At 44.6% G+C, this 19,178-nt stretch carries 14 protein-coding genes and 1 riboswitch; of the genes, 5 read left to right on the forward strand and 9 right to left on the reverse strand.

Annotated features, from left to right (window positions below; all coding sequences use genetic code 11):
- Window positions 1–64 precede the first annotated feature (64 nt).
- Window positions 65–255, reverse strand: a riboswitch (cobalamin riboswitch).
- A 168-nt stretch (window positions 256–423) separates the two neighbouring features.
- The 9 genes from BT112_RS00840 to BT112_RS00880 all read right to left on the reverse strand — a co-directional run bounded on the left by BT112_RS00840 (window position 424) and on the right by BT112_RS00880 (window position 9,501).
- Complete coding sequence (locus BT112_RS00840) at window positions 424–738, reverse strand: DUF2752 domain-containing protein (RefSeq protein WP_072315403.1); 315 nt, start codon at window positions 736–738, stop codon at window positions 424–426.
- Window positions 739–817: 79 nt separating this feature from the next.
- Entirely contained in the window at window positions 818–1,210 is a 393-nt protein-coding gene (locus BT112_RS00845; RefSeq protein ID WP_072315404.1) for a DUF5684 domain-containing protein, read from the reverse strand.
- Window positions 1,211–1,423: 213 nt separating this feature from the next.
- Complete coding sequence (locus BT112_RS00850; RefSeq protein ID WP_072315405.1) at window positions 1,424–3,013, reverse strand: MDR family MFS transporter; 1,590 nt, start codon at window positions 3,011–3,013, stop codon at window positions 1,424–1,426.
- A gap of 3 nt (window positions 3,014–3,016) precedes the next feature.
- Entirely contained in the window at window positions 3,017–4,099 is a 1,083-nt protein-coding gene (locus tag BT112_RS00855; protein ID WP_072315406.1) for an HlyD family secretion protein, read from the reverse strand.
- Between the two features lie 20 nt (window positions 4,100–4,119).
- Window positions 4,120–5,442, reverse strand: coding sequence for a TolC family protein (locus BT112_RS00860; RefSeq protein ID WP_072315407.1), 1,323 nt, complete (start codon window positions 5,440–5,442; stop codon window positions 4,120–4,122).
- A gap of 116 nt (window positions 5,443–5,558) precedes the next feature.
- Complete coding sequence (locus tag BT112_RS00865) at window positions 5,559–6,194, reverse strand: TetR family transcriptional regulator (protein ID WP_072315408.1); 636 nt, start codon at window positions 6,192–6,194, stop codon at window positions 5,559–5,561.
- 169 nt (window positions 6,195–6,363) lie between these two features.
- Complete coding sequence (locus BT112_RS00870) at window positions 6,364–7,686, reverse strand: sensor histidine kinase (protein WP_245776955.1); 1,323 nt, start codon at window positions 7,684–7,686, stop codon at window positions 6,364–6,366.
- A 10-nt stretch (window positions 7,687–7,696) separates the two neighbouring features.
- Window positions 7,697–9,043 carry a sigma-54-dependent transcriptional regulator gene (locus BT112_RS00875; protein WP_072315410.1) on the reverse strand — a complete coding sequence of 449 codons (1,347 nt, stop codon included), beginning with the start codon at window positions 9,041–9,043 and terminating at the stop codon, window positions 7,697–7,699.
- 83 nt (window positions 9,044–9,126) lie between these two features.
- Complete coding sequence (locus BT112_RS00880) at window positions 9,127–9,501, reverse strand: GxxExxY protein (protein ID WP_072315411.1); 375 nt, start codon at window positions 9,499–9,501, stop codon at window positions 9,127–9,129.
- A 266-nt stretch (window positions 9,502–9,767) separates the two neighbouring features.
- On the opposite strand from BT112_RS00880, the gene BT112_RS00885 reads away from it, so the two are divergent.
- From BT112_RS00885 to BT112_RS00905, 5 genes are all read left to right on the forward strand, one after another.
- Window positions 9,768–11,018 carry an efflux RND transporter periplasmic adaptor subunit gene (locus BT112_RS00885; RefSeq protein WP_072315543.1) on the forward strand — a complete coding sequence of 417 codons (1,251 nt, stop codon included), beginning with the start codon at window positions 9,768–9,770 and terminating at the stop codon, window positions 11,016–11,018.
- A gap of 125 nt (window positions 11,019–11,143) precedes the next feature.
- Window positions 11,144–11,821, forward strand: coding sequence for an ABC transporter ATP-binding protein (locus tag BT112_RS00890; RefSeq protein ID WP_072315412.1), 678 nt, complete (start codon window positions 11,144–11,146; stop codon window positions 11,819–11,821).
- A 40-nt stretch (window positions 11,822–11,861) separates the two neighbouring features.
- Complete coding sequence (locus tag BT112_RS00895) at window positions 11,862–14,294, forward strand: ABC transporter permease (RefSeq protein ID WP_072315413.1); 2,433 nt, start codon at window positions 11,862–11,864, stop codon at window positions 14,292–14,294.
- 11 nt (window positions 14,295–14,305) lie between these two features.
- Window positions 14,306–16,705: an ABC transporter permease gene (locus BT112_RS00900; RefSeq protein WP_072315414.1), complete on the forward strand. Its 2,400-nt coding sequence runs from the start codon at window positions 14,306–14,308 to the stop codon at window positions 16,703–16,705.
- A gap of 2 nt (window positions 16,706–16,707) precedes the next feature.
- On the forward strand, window positions 16,708–19,053 hold the full coding sequence (locus tag BT112_RS00905; RefSeq protein WP_072315415.1) for an ABC transporter permease: 2,346 nt from the start codon (window positions 16,708–16,710) through the stop codon (window positions 19,051–19,053).
- Window positions 19,054–19,178: the final 125 nt, after the last annotated feature.

The raw sequence follows: 19,178 nt of genomic DNA on the forward strand, positions 1-19,178 counted from the left end.
AAAACGCAGAAGTAAAGAATACGATATACCCTTTATTCCGGCTTCAATCCCCGAAAGCCATGAATACATAAATCCATCGGCAGGTATTCTGACTTGCTCCCTTCACCCGGCCTTCCCATTCCCTGAGGAACAGTGACCTTAAAAAACGGGCTTCGGTTGATGAGCTTACAGCTGCGGGACAGTTCCGGATTTTCACCGGATTCCCTTTTAATATCAGCACACAGAGCGCTGATAACCGATTTCGGACAAAGATAGCCTTATTTACACAATAAAAAAGAAGAATTACCTGCCTAATCCCGAGGAGGTGGAAACTGCTTACCGGTTTGTAGAAATTTTCGAAAAACAGGATGCCCTTAAAGTCCGGAAACTTCAATATATACTGGCGGGAAGATGTTGTACAAAGGGAATTACCATACGACAGGGCTAAACCATGACATACAGACGATACATTTTGACGGCATAGGAAACCATCATAATACCACCGGTTAAAAAGAATGTTGTTCTGAGTACTACACTTTTTTTACCGGGAGTCGATACGACATACCGGAGCGCTATGACACAAAGAAGTAAAAAGGGAATAGTCGCAGGGTACAACTCCAGACTTCTTACCAGATCTCCCTGCAGGAGTGCCAGAAATGATCGTTGAAACCCGCAACCCGGACAATCTATCCCGGTGAACCATTTAAACGGACAGGGAAGAAGATGATCCTGTAGCCAATGCCAGAAACCGCCATGCATATCCAATGTAATTAAAAATAAACCCGGAGCTTCTCAAAGAAGCATCCGGGCTACAATATATTATTTTTTTAGAGTATCACTACACTACGGTCGTTTTCGCTTCCGCTGCCGAAGGTCCCTGATAGGTGGCATCTCCGAAACCGAGCATAGGATAGAAAACAAAAGGCAAGAGGACAAGTCCTACGGTAAAACCTTCGCTTTTTCCGAAACTTTTACTCAGTAAATTGCTCAGCCATACGAGAGCGACATAGTTTACACAGGGAACAATCAACAAAACTACCCACCAGGTAGGCTTTCCGACGATCTCTACAAGTACCACCAGGTTATAGATGGGTATAATAGCAGCCCATCCCGGCTTGCCGGCTTTTTCGAAAGTTTTCCACATCCCGGCAATCATAGCCACGATGAGCAAAAGATACAGTAATGTACCGATAATACCTATTCCTGCTCCGATCTGTTCGTTTGTGTCCATTGAAATTTTAGTTTAATGTTTGTTACGGGTTATTATTAATGAATTACATTGTTGTAATCTCCGGTACAAATGTATGGCAAATTGCAGGCTCAAAGATATCCCCGAAAACCGGGATTTTCCAGGAAAACCTGATTTTTTCTCTACTTCGTGGTGTAAAATAAAAACCCCGGTTTGCTAACTTCCGGGGTTTCAATTTCATATTTCAAAAAAAGATCAATGCACTGATGAAGCATCTATCTTACCGGACCCTTTTTTAATAAATAATACAAAAGGAACACAGATCAGGAAGAGAATTCCGAGATAGATAAAAATATCCATATAGGCCAGTACCGTACTCTGTCTGGTCACGGCACCTTCCAGGAGCTGATATGCCTTATCCAGTGATTCGTTGATACTGAACCCTTTATTGATAAACATCTGCTGATACGCTTGGAGACGTTCCTGTACCTGAAAGTCGGTAGCGTCCAGGTTGGGAATAAGATTTACGCGGTGTTGCTGGCCCAGCCGGGCTACAAAAGTAGTGATAATGGCTATCCCGAAAGACCCTCCGAGTTGTCGCATCATTCCGGTAAAGGCCGCTCCTTCCCCGATATCCTTACCCTGCAATGTAGACAGGGACAGTGTCGTAATCGGCACAAAGAGCAATCCGAGACCTATACCCCGGGTAACCAGTGGCCAGAAAAAATGTTCCGAACCGGTATCGGGAGTCATCACGGCATACATCCAGTAGCTGTAGATAAAGAAGATCGCAAACCCTCCGGCTGCAAGGTACTTTTGCGATACTCCCCGTTCGAGCAACTTACCGATAACAGGCATCATCAATCCGGTGGTAATGGAACTCGGAATCAGTAGTAATCCCGCATCGGTCGCTGTCCATCCGAGAATGGATTGTGTGTATATGGGGATAACAAATGTAGACCCGTAAAGTCCGAAACCGAGAATAAAAGTAAGGATGGTACCGATCCGGAGGTTGTAATTTCGCAATACTCTCAGGTTGACTATAGGATGTTCATAGACCAGTTCGCGCCATATAAAGAGTACGAGACCAAAGACCGACACTATACTGAGGATTACAATCGTTATATCCGAAAACCAGTCGTCCTGCTGGCCGTGTTCCAGTACAAACTGCAACGAGCCTATAAAAGAAGCCAGGAATACGATACCCCACCAGTCGACCTGGCTGGCTTTGAGCTTTTCTCCGTACTTCGGACTCCTCACATACAACAAGGTAAGGAAGGTCGCTATAATCCCGATAGGTATATTGATATAGAAGATATAGGGCCAGGAAAAATTATCGACCAGGTATCCTCCGAGCGGAGGCCCCAGCGTAGGTCCTACAATAACTCCCATACCGTAGATAGCCTGGGCCATCCCCCGTTTTTCCTGCGGGTAACTTTCGGTAATGATCGTCTGGGCCGTTACCAGTAAGGCACCCCCGCCCATTCCCTGAATAAAACGGAAAGCCACCAGCTCCCAGATATTGGAAGCATTCCCGCAAAGGAAGGAGGTTACGGTAAAAATGATGATGGAAGCGGCAAAATAATTACGCCTTCCAAACTGTTTGGACAGCCAGCTCGTCATCGGGATAATGATGACGTTGGCAATGGCATAGGCCGTAATAACCCATGCTATATCGTTTAGGGAAGCTCCGAGGCTTCCCCTCATATCGTTGAGTGCGACGTTGACAATCGTGGTGTCAATGATTTCCAGAAGGGCACACAAGATGGCGGTAATCGTGATGATCACCCTCCGGAAACCATATTCGACCAGGCTGTTTTCGTCCTGAACCTGTACTTCAGCCATAACTTATTTTAAATGTACATCGACAAGTACGTTCATTCCGGAACGCAACCTGTCCAGTTTTTCCGCGTCGTTGTTCCCTGTAAAATCTATTTTTACGGGCAAGCGTTGTACGGTCTTCACAAAGTTTCCTGTGGCGTTGTCCGGGGGCAATAATGAAAACCTCGCTCCGGTAGCCGGGGAAAAGGCTGTTACCTCTCCTTCAAATTCTTCTCCGGGATAGGCATCTACCTCGATAATTACTTTTTGCCCGACGCGCATTTTGTCAAGCTGGGTTTCCTTGAAATTGGCCACAACCCATTTGTCACGGGTATTGACCAGGTAAAAAAGTGATTGACCGGGACGCACATACTGCCCGACCTGGATATCCACTGCCGAGAGCTGTCCGTCTATAGGCGCTGTTACGACGGTATAGCCTACATTGAGCAGGGCTGCATCGAGATTGGCCTGGGCACTTTTCACATTGGCACTGGCCACGGTTACCTGCTTCTCGGAGATCTCTGTCTGCGATACAGCGGCATTGTGCTGGCTGTTACTTGCTTTCTGCTGGTTTTGTATAATTTTCAGTTGCTGCTCCGCCTCTTCTTTTGCCGCCAGTGCCTGTTCGTACTGCTGGGCAGTTATGGAATGGTTCTCATACAGGTTTTTGTAACGCTCAAAATCATTGGAGGCTCTCCACAACCTGGTTTTTGCGGTTTCTATATTTTCACGGGCCGACCGGGCCTGTGATCCGGAGGCGGCGGCATTGGCTTTATACGAACCTATACTTGCCTGCGCCACGACAAGCTGACTCTCGGCAGCAGCAAGACCGGCACGGGCCTGCTCCAGCTTTACCTGATAGTCCTGGTCGTCTATGACAAAAAGGGTATCACCCTGCTTTACCATATCATTATCGCTTACATAAACCTTTTTGATATACCCTTCCACACGAGGGATTACAGGGTTCATATTGGCTTCTACCTGCGCATCATCCGTGGTTTCATGCGAGAAGGAATGTATAATCTTATATCCTCCGTATAGTACACCTATCCCTACCAGGACAGCAATGATGATGATAAATTTTTTGTTGGTCTTTTTCTTTTGTTCCATTTTTTGTAAAAAATGATTAATTACTTAGTGATGTAGTTTGTGAGCGTTCCCTGTGCAGTAAGGAACTCATAATATTTCTGTGTAATGTCTGCCCGGGAATACGCCAGGTTTATTCTGGCCTGCAATTGTTCCACATCGGCTTCGAGAAGATCATTCGTATCGACCAGTCCGTTGTCGTATTTATCCTTGACGATACGATAATTTTCTATGGCCTGCTCCCGGGATTCGGTGTATACATCATATTTCTTCAACGCCAGACGATAATCTTCCAGGGCATTTCTCACCTGAATATTCACCTGGTCCGTGTACTTATCGAGTGTATACTGCAGCTCGGTAGCCTTACTCCGGGCGAGTTTGACATCGCTTTTGGATTTAAAGATATCGGACAGGTTATACGAAAGTCCTACCCCGAAGTTCATAGCATTGGTTACCGTAATAGCTTTGGGAACATCCAGAGCAACATATCCTCCGATTAAATTAACAGAAGGAAAAAATTTGCTCTGTGCCACTTTTATCTCATCTTCCGCAGCTTTTTCCTGATAGCGAAGGGCCTCCAGGTCGCTTCTCGACACCGCAACCCCATCCGCGTCTCCTACCGGAACGATATCCAGCTCCTCAGCTGTTGTTTCTATGGCTGTTCCCTCCGGCAGCTTGAGCAGCGTCGCCAGCCGGTAGTTGAGTATCCGCTCATTCTTAATGGATTCCTCGAGAGTAACCCTTACGTTAGATTCCTGCAGTTTGGCCTTTAAGAGGTCATTCCGGGCCAGCAGACCGTTTTCTTCCATCGCCGAGAAATCCTTGACCCGCTGTTGTGCGCTCTTCAGGTTTTCCTTAACGAGCGATACGGTTTGCCTGGCTTTATAGAGATTGATATAATCCATCACGGTCTGCAGCGCCAGCTGCTCTTTATCGCTTACGGCATTCAACCGTGCTGCTTCCAGACGGTTTTCCCCGGCATTGACAAGGTTTCTGAGCCGGAATCCCGAGAACACGGGAACAGAAGCGTTGACCTGCCCCAAAAGAAGCTGGTGAATATCGGGGAAACCGCTTCCGCCTTCTTCTCCGTTATCCGACCCTCCGCCCAAAAGGGCGGACTGTACATTGGGTTTGGTAAGGTACTGGTATTGTCCCGAAAGTCCGAGTTCCGGGTACTGTTCGTTTTTGGTAACCTGCAACTGGCTCTCCGCGGTGTTGACCTTTTCTTCGGCTATTTTAGCATCATCGCCATGGGTCAGCGCCAGCCGGATAGCCTCCCTGAGTCCGAGAGGTGTCTTTTCCTGTGCCTTCAGATGACCCGACAGGGCCAAAGACAACATAAAAAGTAATAAAGTTCTGATCTTCATCTGATTTTCTTTACTTGTTTTTAACGGGAATGATCGTTATGGATAAGTTTCCGTAACGACCAGGTGATTTATGTATAGTGATTAAAAGTTATACTTCGTGAATGATCGGGGCGTATTCAGGTTTTTCCCGGGGGTATGGTATTGGTTAGCAATGCTTTTACCGTTTGCTGAATATGAGTGGTCAGAACGGTATATACATAGTCGTCCGTAGTGATAGTTTCGTCAAAACCGTGTAGTGCCCGGAAAAATCTTTCGTTATTTATAAAATGAAAATACGTTCCGAGAATCGTCGGAACGATAAGCGTGATATTCACATTATCCGAAAATACTCCTTCCCGCTGTCCGCTGCGAATGAGCTTCTCGATCATGTTGTAATTTTCCCTTTTCTGCTTTACGTAATTTTCGAAACTCACCTGGCGCAAGGCATTGGAAAACTCGAAATTCACCACCCTATACGCATGCCGGTTGGTATGAACACGCCGTATCAACAGCGCCACAATAGCCTCTATCTTGGTCGGAAAATCATCGCTGGCAGCTATCACCTTCTCCATTTCTTTTCGAAAACCCGAAAACCTGTTAAACAAAAGTGCTTCGAGTAATTTCTCCTTAGAGCCGAAGTAATAGGATATCATAGCCACATTGACCCCTGCCTCTCGTGCTATATGACGAACGGAAGTGCCATCATAACCGTTTTCGGCAAACAGCTTTTCCGCTACTTTGAGAATCCCTATCTGTTTTTCATTGAGTTCCATCTGCTCTTATTCGTTTCAGGGAGCAAAATTAAACAAACGTTTAATTTAAACAATTGTTTAATTCTGTTTTTTGCATTTTTTAACACTTCAACGTTATCGTTTTAACGGGATAGCGGAGTGCTATAAGTGCACAGCGGAAGAAGTTATTACAACGAGTGGTACATTATATTCAGAAAATAAGACTCATTACCGTACCTTCACCGGGATGGCTCCGCACCTGTATTTTGCCTTTATGAAGTAGCATGATCTGTTTGCAAAGGCTGAGCCCTACCCCGCTCCCCTTCTTTTTGGTGCTGAAAAACGGAACAAATATATGATCGAGGACTTCTTCGGGTATTCCCCTGCCATTATCCGATACCAGGATCAGGGTATTCCCGTCGAGATCGCGATCGGCACTAACGGTAATTCTCGCCTCCATTCTACCTTCGCATGCATCCATAGCGTTGATGATAAGGTTGATCAATACCTGTTCGATCAGGTGCGCATCCATATCTGCTTCGATATCCTGAGGTTCTGTCTTATAATCCACAGCGATATTGCGGGCCAGAAGGGAGGGGTACATCAGTTTATCGATGTTTCGGAACAGCCCGGCTATGCCTACCCGGCTCGTGTTCAGGCTGGTTACTTTGTTGAGACTGCGGTAGGTTTTTGCAAACTTCATCAGCCCTTCACTTCGTTTCTTGATACTCTCTATCCCCATATACAGATCTTCCATCTCCAGCGGGTGGGACTCCGGCAACTCTATAGCCATTTGTACATTGGACTTCAGTGTTTCGGCCAGTGATGATATAGGCGCTATGGAATTCATGATCTCGTGGGTCATGACACTGAGCAGTTTTTTCCAGGCATCGGACTCGTTACGGTTGAGGGTGTCTTCTATATTCTGTAAGACAACCAGCTTAAAGGTATCTTCTCCGACCTGAAATACGGCATTGGAAACCAGCATTTTGTTCTTCTGGCTTCCGGCATCTACGGTCACGGAGCTTTCTCTGGGATGGTCGGTTTCGAAAATACCCTGGTAAAGTTGCGGTTTCCTCGTAGCTATAAAACTTATATTTTTAATCGTCGGAATATCGAGATGTTTCCGGATCGATTCATTATCCCATAATATATTTCCGGTGTTCCGGTTATAGGCCATTATCCCTACATCGACCATTTCCAGTATTTTGTGCAGATAGAGGTATTGACGTTCCTTATCGCTGTTCATCTCTTTTATCGTGCGGTTTACTTCATTAAATCCGCGGTGAAGCTGGTCGAGGTCTCCCGCCCCTCCTTTTTCGGGATACCACCGGGAAAAATCGCGGTATTTAACGGCCTCGAAAAAATCGTTGATGGCATTAAACCGCTTTACACAAAATGTGTAGAGAAGATAGACGCTGTATATACTGATGGCACCGAGTGGAATACTGTAATAGACGGATACTCTTTCTATCGCGAAAGCAAGTGCTACCCATGATGCTATGAGCATGCTTATTCGCAGTAAGAGGGACATTTTGTAAGGTCTAAAGGTCATATTTATGAAGTCTTCGGTAAAGAGCTGCCCGGGTTATTCCGAGTTCTTTGGCAGACCTGGAAATATTGCCGTTATTTTTTTCGACCACCTTGAGAATGGTATTTCTCTCGATGTTTTCCAGGTTCAGGTCCCGTGGTGCTTCGGGTTGCCGGTGCTTCTCTATGGGCGAAAAAACCAGGTCGGCTGCATAGAGTACATCGCTTTCGGCCATAATCACTGCCCGTTCCAGGGCATATTGCAATTCCCGTACGTTACCCGGAAAGGGATAATCCTGCAATTTTTCCGTAAATGTCTTATCCAGTGTAAAGGGTTCCTTCATATATTTCTCGGCATAACGCCTTACAAAATGGGATGCGAGCAACCGGATATCTTTCCCTCGCTCCCGAAGTGGCGGCACGGTAATCTCTACGGTATTGATACGGTAGATAAGATCCTTACGAAACCTGCTCTCATCGGCCAGTTCGGAAATTTCGGTATTCGTGGCACAGATCAGGCGTATGTCTACCGGAACAGTTTCGTTAGATCCCAAAGGGGTGATATACCTGTTCTGCAATACGGTGAGCAGCCTTGCCTGTTGCTGCAGGCTGATATTACCAATCTCATCGAGAAATAGCGTACCCCCGGATGCGGCTTCAAACCTGCCTTTACGATCTTCCCGCGCATCGGTAAATGCTCCTTTTTTGTACCCGAACAACTCACTTTCGAAAAGAGAAGGTGTCAGTGCGCCGAGGTCTACTTTGACAAACGGTCCGTTTTTACGCAGGGAGTTTTCGTGCAGTGCCCTCGCGATCAGATCTTTTCCAGTTCCGTTTTCCCCGAGGATCAGCACGTTGGCATCGGTGGGAGCTACTTTTTGCAGTTTCAGAAAGACATCACGTATCACATCACTTTCCCCCAGCATTTTATCGCCCTGCAACTGCAATGGCTTTACTGCCGGTTTCCGCACCTTTTTCCTGTCGAGCAGGTCCTGTACCGATTGCAGTATTTTTTCGTTCTTCCAGGGTTTCACCAGGAAATCGGAAGCTCCTTCTTTGAGCGACCTGATGGCCAGGTCTATATCCCCGTACGCGGTAATGAGAATCACATCGGTTTTATCATCCGCCTCCCTGATCTTGCGCAACCAGAACAAGCCTTCGTTCCCGGTATTCACCAGGCCGTTAAAATTCATATCAAGAATAATGACATCAAACTTCGATGTACCCAGGATCGACAGAATATGGTCGGGTTTCTTTTCGGTCACGACCTCTTTTACTTTCGATTTGAACAACAACCGCATGGCTGTCAGCACATCGGTATCATCGTCAATGACTAATATACGGGCGTCTTTTAGCTGCATCCTTATATCATTTAAACTCTTTCTTCTTTAGTTGTTGCACAAAGAAACACAGAGCAAACACAGAGATTCACAAAACATGTTCTTTATGTATTTATAAGCCTTTTTATATTATTCTTTAATATCTTACTATGAAAATTCATTAACAAGCCTAAAGGATAATTCCCCAATCTCAGATAAGTCAGGACCTGAGCAATATGGACATCCGTAAAACACTCCACTGTTTTTAATTCTATCACCAGCTTATTTTCTATTAAAAGATCTATTCGGTAACCATGGTCCAGCTTAATATCCTTATAAACTATGGGCAATATTTTTTCTCTTTCTACAAAAAATCCTCCTTTTTTTATCTCGTAGAATAAACATTCCTGATAAGCAGATTCCAGAAGTCCCGGTCCTAATTGACGATGTACTTCCATGGCGAGACCTATCACTTTATAAGAAAGGTTATTTATATCCATAAGACTATCAGCAAAATCCGTGTATCTCTGTGTCTACTTTGTGAAACTCTGTGTTATAGCTCATCTCTACAATATTACAATATAATCCCCTTTAATGAAAAAAGTACCATCCCTAATTTCCCGGAGCACAAAAGTGTATTGCCAGCGAACATAAAGTGTATCGAAACCGAACACCTTTTCTATTTAAAAAAGAATCAACAAACTATAAAACAGCATTTTATGTTTTTGGCACGATAATGATGGATGGATATACCAAATTGCACTTTATGGATATTCCGATTACAAAGAAACGCTTTACGACTTCCCGTATCCTGATGCTCGGGGGAGGTGTGCTGCTTCTCACCCTTATTATATTTATAATCATTTCCTCTTCCGGAGGGTCCAAACTCAATGTGGAAACGGAGCGCATCACGATAAGTGATGTCAAGCAAGGCGTTTTTCAGGAGAACATTCCGGTAAACGGTATCGTCCTCCCTATTACGACTATCTATCTCGATGCTGTGGAGGGCGGACGTGTAGAAGAAAAATTCGTTGAGGATGGTGCTGTCATGAAGGCCGGAGATCCTATACTCCGTCTCTCGAATACCGACCTGGAACTCAGCCTGGTCAACCAGGAAACGGCCGTTTACAACCTGCTCACCCAAATGCAGATACAGCAGAATGCTGCCAGGCAAAATACCATAAACCGTCTCAACCAGCTTACGGATGTGGATAACAGCCTGGTGGAAGCCAAAAGGGTTTACGAACTAAACAACAGGCTTTACGAGGAAAAAGCGGTCGGAAAACAGGAACTACTGGAATCGGAGAACAACTATAAGTATCAGAAAGAACGGATGAAACTGGCCCGGGAAGTCGTAAAACAGGATTCCATGGCATCCCGGCAGGAGTTGAACCAGGCGGAAAGTTCGTATAACCGTACCCGTAATGCCCTTGATCTGATGCGTAAAAAAGTAGGCGACCTTGTGGTACGTGCCCCGGTAGACGGACAACTGACCTCTCTGGATGCCGAAATCGGGCAATCCAAAACCAAGGGAGAACGACTCGGACAGATCGATGTACTCAGCGGATACAAAGTACGGGCCGATATTGATGAGCATTATATTTCGAGAATTTACACCGGGCAATTCGGTTCTTTTAACTTCCGGAATACCGCTTATACGTTATCTATTAAAAAAGTATATACCCAGGTGACCAACGGGCGGTTCCAGGTAGATATGCATTTCGAAGGGGAAGTCCCCGAAGGTATCCGAAGGGGGCAGACCCTGCAGATCCGGCTGGCTTTGAGCCAGGAGAAAGAGGCTCTGCTCCTTGCCAAAGGCGGTTTTTTCCAGAAAACAGGTGGAAACTGGGTATTTAAAGTCAGCGAAGATGGCAAGACCGCTTACCGGCAACCTATACGACTGGGAAGCCAGAATACGGAATATTACGAAGTCCTGGAAGGATTACAGCCGGGAGACCGGGTAATCACTTCCGGATATGATAACTTTGGGGATATACAGGAACTGGTTTTGAATTAGGCCCCCCTGCCCCCCTCAAGGGGGAAAAAAGTTCCTCTAAAAGAGAGATAGATATCCCCCCTTGAGGGGGCAGGGGGTGTCTCAGTAGTAAAACACAATCTTAAAAAAGACAAAAACAAACATCCATGATAAAAATAACCGACTTAGAAAAATATTACCGTACGGAAGAAGTACAGACTGTAGCACTAAACAAGCTTTCGTTTGACGTTCGGGAAGGAGAATTTGTAGCTATTATGGGGCCGTCGGGATGTGGGAAATCTACACTGCTGAATATCCTGGGCCTGCTGGATGATCCGGACGGAGGAAGCTTTATTTTTAACGGTATCGAAGTTTCCGGTTTTAACGAACGAAAACGGGCCAATCTGCGCAAGCACAATATCGGTTTTGTTTTTCAGAGCTTTAACCTCATCGACGAACTCACCGTTTATGAGAATGTCGAACTGCCGCTTATCTATACCGGGGTTAAAGCGACAGACCGGAAAAACAGGGTGCATGAAGTTCTGGAGAAAATGCAGATCATGCACCGCAGAAACCATTTTCCTCAACAACTCTCCGGGGGGCAGCAGCAACGGGTAGCCGTAGCACGTGCCGTGGTAAACAACCCGAAACTAATCCTGGCGGATGAGCCTACCGGAAACCTGGACAGCAGTAACGGTAATGAGGTCATGGACCTCCTTACGGAACTCAACCAGCAGGGAACTACCATTATTATGGTAACGCACAGCGAACACGATGCCAAATTCAGTCATCGCATCATAAGAATGCTGGACGGGCAGAAAGTAACCGAAAATGTATTAGTCTGAACATTGATCACCTCCATCATCCACCAAAAAACAACAGTTTATGCTTCGGAATTACTTTAAGATAGCCTGGCGGAATCTTTGGAAAAAAAAGATATATACCTCAATTAATATCCTGGGATTGGGCATAGGGATGGCGTGTTGCTTATTAATAGCCATCTATGTTCAGGATGAGTTGTCTTATGATAAATATCACACCAATACAAACCGGATATACCGGGTTGTCCATGCCGAAACCTATGGTGAAGACCTCAAAAATACAGCACCTCCTGCTCCGGGTGAATTTGCTGTCTGGGGTAATGCACCTGTGGGACCGGCTTTGAGAGCTGATTTTCCCGAAGTAGAAGAAGTCGTCCAGTTTTCGGGCAGAGCCGATATTTTATTAAGGTATGGAGATAAGAACTTTCAGGAAGAGGGTATATTCTTTGCCGATGCCGCTGTCTTTGATCTTTTTAGCTGGAAATTCATTGCCGGCAACCCAAAAACCGCACTTGAAGATCCGTATAGTATAGTATTGCCGGAAAGTACGGCAAAAAAGTATTTTGGAGAAGAAAATCCCATTGGAAAAACGCTCGAAGGCTCGTCTGCCCCGGGCAGGGCCAATGCCGGAAATTATAGAGTAACCGGTGTTATAGAAGATATACCGGAAAATTCGCATTTTAATTTTCCCGCACTTTTATCCATGAATACCTTCCGGAAATCCAGGGAAGATATATTTGACATGTGGGGATATGTAGATTTTTATACCTATCTACTGGTTTCCGAAAATTTTAGCATCGAAGCGTTTGAAAAAAAGATCCCGGATTTTATAACACGCAGACGTGGTATTTCCCCCGATTCCAAATACACTATTGCATTAGAACCCTTGTCTGACGTATACCTTAAATCTGAAGCGGGAAGACAACCCGGCGATACGGGAAGCCTGCCCAATATTTATATTTTCTCCTTAATCGGATTATTTATACTGGCCATTGCCTGTATCAATTTTATGAACCTTTCGACGGCACGGTCCCTGGAAAGGGCCAGGGAGGTAGGCATTCGGAAAACTGTTGGCGCTGCCCGAAAAAACCTGATCTTTCAATTTTTGAGTGAATCTGTCTTGATTGTGACTTTTGCCGCTTTTTTAGCCTTGTTTTTTGTCTTTATAGCATTGCCTTTTGTTGCCGACCTGACCGAAAAGAATTTCAGAAGTGTCGATCTGTTCAACTGGCAATCGGCCCTCGTTTACCTTTGTATCATATTCGGACTGGGTCTCCTCTCCGGAATTTATCCTGCTATGGTCCTTTCCGGTTTTAAACCCGCCCTGATCCTTAAAGGGATATCCAACACCCACACCAAAGGAGCAGCATTGAGAAAAGGCCTGGTCATTTTTCAGTTTAGTCTTTCCATAATCCTTATTATCGGTACCTGTATTGTTTTTACACAAATGGGGTATTTATTAGATAAAGACCTCGGTTTTGACCGGGAACAAATGCTTGTTATAGATTATAATTACGATGGCAGGGTTAATAATAAAATCGAAACATTAAAAAATACATTTAATCATTTGCCGGAAATATCCTCGGTGGCAGCAGCGAGAACTGTGCCCGGGAGTTATTTCCCGAATGCCGGGACCACTATCGAATCACAAGAAGGAACTATGGCTCTTAATGTACCCGCAATTTATGAAGTAGATGTGGACTTTATTCATCATTTTGACCTGGAACTGGCTGCCGGACGGGCTTATTCCCGCGATTTTCCCGTAGATACCATACAATCCCTGGTAATTAATGAGGCGACTGCAAGACTTTACGGGTATAGTAATCCTGGTGATATTATAGGCAAGAGATTTCAACAATGGGGAAGAGAGGGAAAAGTTATAGGCGTAGTAAAGGATTTTAATTACCTTTCCTTACACCAAAACATAGAACCCCTGACGCTCAGGCTTGCGCCATCGGAATGCCGTTATCTGACCCTGAAGGTTACCACAAGCGATCTGCCTGCTGCGATAGCCAGGATAAAAGATGTATGGACCCATGCCGTACCACATCGCCCGTTCTTGTACAAATTCCTCGATGAAGATTTTAACAGACAATACCAGGCAGACTTCAGGTTCAGAAAGCTGTTTACTATTTTTTCATGTCTGGCTATATTCATAGCATGTCTCGGACTTTTCGGACTGGCCAGCTATACTGCAGAACAGCGCACTAAGGAAATAGGTATCCGTAAGGTGCTGGGAGCATCTGTGACTAATGTAGTAATGCTCCTTTCCAAAGACTTTATAAAACTGGTAGTTATCGCCATTGTCATAGCATCTCCTCTCGCCTGGTATGCCATGACACGCTGGCTGGAAGATTTTGCCTACCGTATAGAACTGCAATGGTGGATGTTTACCCTGGCGGGTATAGCTGCAATAACCATCGCTTTGCTTACGGTAAGCGGCCAATCCATAAAAGCCGCAACTACAAACCCCGTAAAAAGCCTGCGAACCGAATAAATCGACCTGTTATGATAAGGAACTACTTTAAAATAGCTTGGCGAAATATTAAGGCCAATAGGGTGTACTCGATAATTAATATCGTAGGCTTAACCATAGGGTTGGCTTCCTGCCTGTTGGTTTCGGCTGTTATACTTAATGATCTGAGCTATGACAGGCAATGGTCTAAAACAAATGATATTTACCGGATCATTTCCAAAACCGAATCGACCGGGGAACAGATGGCAACCTCCCCTAGTCTCTTGGGACCCCAGTTAATATTGAACTTTCCCGAAGTAAAATCCTTTTGCCCCATAGATGTAGAGCAATTCAATTTTACTTTTACTAATACGGAAAGTGACATTGGCATAAAGTGCCTGGATACCGAAGAGACAATCTGGGATATTCTGGACTTTAAGGTCATAAAGGGTTCGCCTCAAAAAATTGTTAAAGGTTATCCCAATCTGGTCATTTCACAAAAAATCAAGGAACTATACTTTCCGGACACGAACCCGGTAGGAAAAGTTGTTAAGCAGGTTTCAAGTTATGGCGAACCCGAAAACTGTATCATTACCGGGGTTATAGAAAACCTGCCTCCCAACACCCATTTATATGCAGATGCATTGTTTATTAAAAAACATAAATTAAACACAGATGGCTTTCGCAGACATGGCAAACAATACCTTTTATTAAAGTCCGGAGGAGCAACCGGATTATTGACAGATAAGATAAATACATGGTATAAAGAGAATGCGGACGATGCCAATATGACCTTTTCACTACAACCTATTAAGGATGTCTACCTAAAATCCGGGGATATAAATTATCAAAAAGTTAAAGGAAATATTGTCAATGTACGGATACTTACGGGAGTAGCTATTTTACTTTTACTCATTGCCTGTATAAACTTTATCAACATGAGTACCGCAAGGATCTCAAAACGGACGAGGGAAACAGGGATTCAAAAGGTTCTGGGCGCCGGAAGGAAAACCTTAATCCTGCACTACCTCATCGAATCGGTATTGTTCTTTGCCATTAGCTTTGTATTGAGCCTTTTGCTCTATATGACAGCGCTTCCGAGTATAGAAAGCTTTCTAGGGCATCCATTAGGCCTGAATATTACAGACAGTGCCACTTTCTTATTCGTCATACTTGTAGTGGTTACGACGGTCAGTATACTGACTGGGTTATATCCGGCCTGGTTACTTTCAAAACCAAAACCATCCGCCGTGCTGACCAACAGGTTTGATATGACCAGGAGAACAGGTATTTTTAGAAAAGGCCTGGTAGTCCTTCAATTTGCAATTACCATAGTGGTCATTGTCTCCACCCTGACGATGCACAGGCAAATCGATTATTTGGGCAGGAAAGACCTCGGTTTTAACAAGGAAAACCTATTGAGCCTGGATTATACTTCCTGGGGTGATAAAGGCCCGGCCTTTAAAGAAGCTGTCAAAAACATTCCGGGAGTGGAATCGGTAAGTATTTCGTCGTGGACACCATCCTATTATGGCGGATCATTTTCATTTGAAATAGAAAATCCGAAATCTCATCACAACACCGTAAAGGTATGGTATATTCTAGGTGATGCAGACCTTCCCAATACTTTAAAATTAAAATTGAAAAGTGGTGAATCCTTTGACAGGTTTTCATTAAAAGATTATTCTGATTTTTTAGGAATGGATGAAAAGCCTGATAAAGATAAAGAAAACTCAGGAATCTATAAACCTATTTTACTTACCAACTATACCGCAGAGCTATTAGGAATAACAGCATTGTACGAGCCCCATAATGACCTTAAAGGAGTCCCTGTCGGTATTGTAGAGAACTTCCACAATGAATCCCTCAGAAATCCTTTGGCACCCACTTTTGTTGCGGCAACGAAAAATATTCGGCACGGAGTATTGTTAGTTCGTTTAATACCGGGAGCTCCAAATGATATACTGCGTGCCATTCATACAAAATACAAAGAATTCTATCCCAATTACACCTTCGGGTTTTCCTGGATAGCCGATGAACTGGCAAAAGAATTCCTAGCAGAAAAAAAGTTACAGGATATCTTAAAACTATTCAGCTTTCTCATCATATTCCTGTCCTGCATGGGATTGTTCGGGCTTATCACTTTTATGGTTCAGAGCCGGGTCAAGGAGATCAGTATTCGCAAAATATTAGGAGCTTCAGTAACGCAGATTACCGTAATGCTTTCCAAAGGTTCATTCGGACTTGTATTACTGGCTGTACTTATTGCTGTTCCCATAGCCTGGTATGGTTTACAGCAATGGCTAATGGAATTTCCATATCGTATACAATTAAATTGGCTGGTCTTTGCCCAGGGGGGCTTAATAGCACTTGTTATTGCACTATGTACCCTTGGAGTAAGAACATTAAGGGCTTCCATACAGAATCCTGCTGATAATCTTAGAAATGACTGATCATGATAAGGAACTACTTTAAAATAGCGTGGAGGAATCTTAAAAAGAATAAGTTCTATTCTATAATTAATATATCGGGGCTTGCCCTGGGGATGTTTTGTAGCTTTCTGATATGGTTTTGGGTAAAGGATGAGATGAGCTATGACCGTTTTTATCCAGGTTATGAAGATATTTATTTTGTCAGATGTAATTCTGACTTTAACGGAAAGGTTGTGACCAGTGGCCTTACCCCTTCTCCTCTTGCAGAAGCATTGAAAAAAGATGTTCCGGAAGTCGCTTTTGTCACCAAACTTGCGTATAACAGGAATCTCCTGATTAATTTCGGGGAAAAGGCCGGCAAGGAAAACGGACTTTATGCTTCAGATGACTTCTTTGACGTATTCCGGCTTCCGGCAATAGCGGGTAACCCGAAAGATGCCCTCGTCTCTCCGGACCACATTGTAATAACCCGTAATGTGGCTGAAAAATATTTCCGGGACATTTCCCCCCTGGGAAAAACAATACGACTCAACAATGACAAGGACTATACCGTGGGGGCGGTTATCGAAAATATTCCCTCCAACTCTACGGTACAACTGGACTGGGTTGTAAACTTTAAGGAAACGGAACAGGAATGGATGCAACTATGGGGGAATACGATGCTTCGCACCTATGTACGCCTGCATCCGGAAGCGGCCCCGGAGAACGCCGAAATCAATATGAAAGGGATCTATCCGAAATATGCCGATATGGATGTTATCCCGATCCTGCAACCGCTTAAAGACGTGCGATTGTATTCCGATTACAAAAACGGGAAACCCAGTGGCGGAGGGATCGAATACATACATATATTTATGATCGTAGCCCTCTTTATCCTGGCCATTGCATGCATCAATTTTATGAATATGGCCACCGCCCGTTCTTCCCTGCGGGCCAAAGAGGTGGGAATACGAAAGGTCGTCGGCGCGGGCAGAAACTCCCTCTTCAAACAATTCATAAGCGAATCGATATTGACCAGTCTGCTGGGGTTGCTCTTAGCCCTTGGTCTTGTAAAGCTTATGCTTCCAGCATTTAGCAGATTCCTACGCAGGCCGATAGAAATGGACATTACCGACCCGACCACTCTGATAAGTATTATTGTATTATTACTCATTACAGGATTCCTCTCCGGTAGTTATCCGGCCCTGTACCTCTCCGCCATATCCCCCATTCACAATTTAAAGAACAAACTGAAACCCGGATTTCTCAATGCTGCTTTTCTCAGAAAGTCATTGGTGGTGTTCCAGTTTACCCTGTCGATTTTCCTGATCATCAGCATGATCGTCATTAACGGACAAATGCAATACATGCGTTCTGAGAACCTCGGGCTCGACAGGGAACGGGTCCTTTCCATACCACTGGAAGGAGAATTATACAACAAGATGGAACCCTTTAAACAGGAAGTATTACGATCTGCGGCAATAGAAAACGCTACGACCTCGGCTATGCTTCCCATTGATATCGGGTCCTCTTCCGGTGATCTTTCCTGGCCCGAAAAGGATCCGGATCTGCAAACCAATGTATCGGTGATGCATGTGGGATATGATTTCATACAAACCATGAATATAGAACTCGCTTCGGGAAGAGACTTCTCCAAAGATTTCCGGACCGATAGCCTGGCCTACCTCATCAATGAATCAACGGCAGAATTGATGGGAATGGAAGACCCGGTAGGCAAACAGATTAGTTTCTGGAACGGAGAAGCTCCGGTGATAGGTATGATGAAAGATTTTCACATACAGTCGTTACATATGCCCATAACTCCCCTGGTCCTTTGTCTGGATCCTCTAAACTCTTCCCAAATGCTGGTAAAGACCCGTGCCGGAAAAACTGCAGAGGCCATACAGGACCTTGAGAAACTGACCCGAAAATTCAATCCCAATTACCCTTTTGAATATCACTTTTTGGATACAGAATACGAAAAACTATACAGAACAGACACCATGATCAGTACATTAATCAGGTATTTCGGTATCCTGGCCATGGTGATCTCCGTTATGGGACTATTGGCCCTCGCGGCCTTTACTGCCGAACAGCGCACCAAAGAGATCGGTATCCGGAAAGTTCTCGGTGCTTCCGTAACCAATATCGTCACCTTATTGTCCGGAAATTTTACCAGGCTGGTACTTATTTCTATTGTAATCGCCTCACCGATTGCCTGGTATACCATGCATCTATGGCTGAACAGCTTTGCCTATAGTATTGAATTGCAATGGTGGATGTTTATCCTGGCCGGATCTGTCGTAATACTCATAGCATGGATAACGGTGAGCGGACAGTCCATAAAAGCTGCAACCGCCAACCCGGTAAAAGGTTTACGGAGCGAATGAAAGATTTAGTTTAGTTAATTAGGTTTAAAAACCTGTCGGGTTATCCGGTTGCTCAGCACAACAACCGGTTAGCCTGACAACTAAGAAGAAATAAGTTTTGGATTTGAGGAGTTATTGAAAGAAGA

Origin of the sequence: Sinomicrobium oceani, from assembly GCF_900119185.1 — a bacterium.
GTDB lineage: Bacteria > Bacteroidota > Bacteroidia > Flavobacteriales > Flavobacteriaceae > Sinomicrobium > Sinomicrobium oceani.